This is a genomic window from Thiohalocapsa sp. (genome assembly GCF_019695415.1).
In the GTDB taxonomy this organism is placed as follows: Bacteria; Pseudomonadota; Gammaproteobacteria; order Chromatiales; family Chromatiaceae; genus Thiohalocapsa.
The window spans coordinates 1-2,998 of the sequence record NZ_JAIFKJ010000523.1 but is presented as its reverse complement, the minus strand read 5'-3'; the positions used below and the strand labels follow the sequence as shown (position 1 = coordinate 2,998).

The following is a 2,998-nucleotide window of genomic DNA, read 5'->3' as shown; positions in this document are numbered from 1 at the left end:
CCCGGGGCCTCCCCGCGGATGGCCGAGGCGAGCCCCCTGAGTCTGGTGGCCAGTCCCAGCGGCCTCGTCTCCACGGGCAGCGCCGAGCGTCGCTGCGCCCGTGCCGCCCGGGCACTGCTCGGCCGACCGCGGGCCAGCAGCGTCTTTCGCCCGCCCTGCCGGGCCGCCCTCGCCGCCGGCGACTATCGCAGCGCCTGCGCCGTGAACCGTCGCCACACGGGCGTGGCTCTGTCGCAGCAGACCTGGAACATCGCCGGCAAGATCCGCGAGCTGGACGCGCTGCTCACCGCGGACAGCACCCTGCACGAGCGGCTGCGCGAGGCGCATCCAGAGGTCTGTCTATGGGGTCTCGCCGGCGGTCGACCCATGGCGCACAACAAGCGCACGCCAGCCGGACGGCGCGAGCGGCTTGCCGTGCTCGGCAGGCTGGCCCCGGATTGCCGGCGTCACCTCGAGGCCATGTCGCAGGCCCACCCGCGCCGAGCCGTGGCTGCAGACGACATCTTGGACGCAGCCGTGCTGGCCGTAACGGCAGCGACAGCTGTTGCTGATGCGAAGCGCCGTCGGCAACTGCCGAAGGAGCCGCAGCAAGACGCGCTGGGCCTCTCCATGGAGATGCTCTACGTACTGGCTTGACGTCGCGGCTGATCGGCTCCGGGCCGCCAGAGCGAGGCGGGCACGGTGCGCGAAGCGCAGCCCGAGGACAAGGCGCCGACTACTGCCAGCCGCCGGGACCCCTTAGCCAGTAAACCCCCAATTGGGTCCGCGGTTGCAGGAGCCCCACCGATCTTCTATGTTACCGGCGGCCGAAGGGTGCTGATGCGGGCAATGGCGGCGTGGCCGCTCCCGTTGGGATACCGGCGCGAGCCTACAGGCCCGCCGGCGAGCGATCCGCCGCTGCGCACAGCATCCGAACCGACAACAACGGCGACGGCACGAGGTCCATAGGACTCAGGTCGTTGCAACCCAGCCGGCAGCAAAGCCGGCGGGTGGATTACCCCGTCAGGACCCTGGAGCGTCTGCACATGGCCCCGAAGCGCCCGTTCTCACCCCGCCTTTCTTACCTGCCTCCGCTGTTGCTCAGCATAGTGCTCGTGCTGCTGCTCGCAATGCCGTTGGCCCTCGCCGCCGACGACGAAGACGATGACGAAGTCGACCTGCTGGACATGGAGCCCGACCGAAAAGCCGGGGAGGTGATGTTCCGTCAATGCGCACTCTGCCACGGCCAGCGCGGCCAGGGCATCCTGGGGGGCAAGTATCCGCGCATCGCGGGGCTGCCCGATTACTACCTCTTAAACGCCCTACAGGACTACCAACAGGGGGAGCGCGGCTACGATGCCATGCTGGTAGTGGGCGGACTGAAGACGGCCGGCGATCAGGATCTGGTCAACCTGGCGGCGTACATCTCAGACTTGGAAGTAGACTTGGATGTGCCGGGCCCCGAAGACGGCAGCGTGCGCAAGGGCAAGAAGCTCTACAGGTACGACTGCAAAAGCTGTCATGGCCGCAGCGGCGAAGGCAAGACGCGCAAGGAGTCGCCGCCACTGCGCGGCCAATATCATGAGTATCTGCTGCGGCAGATCGACCTCTTCATGAACAAGGAGCGCATCCACGCGGACGATCCCGAGGACGAGACCTTCGTCGCGTACGAGGAGGAGGAGCTGCTGGATATTCTGGCCTTCATCGCGAGCCTCGACGACAAAGAAGAAGACGACGAATGAGTGTCCGGCCCGTGGCCGCATGAGATCCCATCGTGCGGCCCGGCTCCAGACCCAGTCGCGTCGTCACCCGGCAGATCCACCGAGGAGTCAAAATCCATGACCAAAACACTGCTTCCCTGCCTCGCTGCCCTGCTGCTCGGCAGCGTCCTCCCCGCGACCACTGTCCTCGCCCAGGACCCCGCAAACGCACCAGACGTGAACATGTACGAGATCGGTCAGACGGTGCTCAAGATTGGGCTGGCCGAGGGCGTGACGCCGGACGACGCCATCGACGCCATGAACTCCAAAGCGGTCGAGCTGAACATGAAGCTCGTCGGCCATCAGAACGTTGGCAAAGAGTTGGAGTCGCGCGGTGTGGATTCCCCGCGGCTGGAAATCTTCCAGTTCTGCCGGCCGGAGGACGCCGTCAAGATGGTGCGCTTCAACACCATCTACGCCGCCTACATGCCCTGCAGCATCGCGCTGGTGGAGGATAACGAGGGCAAATACTGGCTTGAGATGCTGAACCTGGACATGATCATCAACGCCTACGAGCTGCCTCCGGAGCTCCAGGCCATTGCCATCACCATCAACGGCGAGATGCTGTCCATTATCACCGCCGGCGCGACTGGCGCGTTCTGATGGCTCCGCTGCGCCTTGGGAAGACGCCCATTGATTGGCGTTTCCCGGCGGAGCAGGAAGTCCCGCCGTTTTCAAGCGCTCAAGGGCTTGAACATTAAGGAGTCGGGAGACCGCCCAATTTCTGACCAGGCCCGGCTCCTTGCCACTTTTTGGCCAGGACGGTCAATCAATGTGCTTCCGTAGGCCGGCTTCACGCTGGCGCATCGCGCCCTGAGCGATCCTCGCGCTGGACCGCGAGACCGCCTTTTAGCATGATCAGGTCGTACAGCTCGCAGAGCATGAAGTTGCGGTTGGCGGGCTCACGCAGCCGCGCCACCGTCGGCTGGTGGCCGTCGCGGTAGCGCCGTGCCGTCATGCGGAAGGTATCCGGCAGGCGCAGATTGAAAGGCGACGGCCGCACCAGCAGGCGCACCACCTGCTCGAACAGCAGCGCATAGCGATTGTCGTCGGTCGCTCGATAGAGTCCGGAAAGTTCGCCGCCGTATTGACGGAAGAGCTGCACGTAGTCGTGCACATCGGGCTTGGTCGGGGACATGGGCGATCCAGTGGCTTCCTGGTGTTAGCGGCTGAACGAACCTGCGCATAAACGGTGAACAGTTCCGCGACGCCCGCCCGAGGGGCACGGGGTAGTGGATGCGAGGATCGCTGCGAGGAGC

At 65.5% G+C, this 2,998-nt stretch carries 4 protein-coding genes; 3 read left to right on the top strand and 1 reads right to left on the bottom strand.

Annotated features, from left to right (window positions below; translation table 11 throughout):
- The 3 genes from I6U14_RS14565 to I6U14_RS14555 all read left to right on the top strand — a co-directional run.
- Positions 1–636 (top strand): DUF429 domain-containing protein (locus I6U14_RS14565; protein ID WP_296900240.1); only part of this gene is annotated, 636 nt, incomplete at its 5' end.
- A 389-nt stretch (positions 637–1,025) separates the two neighbouring features.
- Complete coding sequence (locus tag I6U14_RS14560) at positions 1,026–1,721, top strand: c-type cytochrome (protein WP_296900239.1); 696 nt, start codon at positions 1,026–1,028, stop codon at positions 1,719–1,721.
- Between the two features lie 96 nt (positions 1,722–1,817).
- Complete coding sequence (locus tag I6U14_RS14555; RefSeq protein WP_296900238.1) at positions 1,818–2,342, top strand: DUF302 domain-containing protein; 525 nt, start codon at positions 1,818–1,820, stop codon at positions 2,340–2,342.
- 190 nt (positions 2,343–2,532) lie between these two features.
- On the opposite strand, the gene I6U14_RS14550 is transcribed toward I6U14_RS14555, so the two are convergent.
- The gene (locus I6U14_RS14550; protein ID WP_296900237.1) at positions 2,533–2,877 is read right to left on the bottom strand and encodes a hypothetical protein; all 345 of its coding nucleotides are present in this window, start codon (positions 2,875–2,877) and stop codon (positions 2,533–2,535) included.
- Positions 2,878–2,998: the final 121 nt, after the last annotated feature.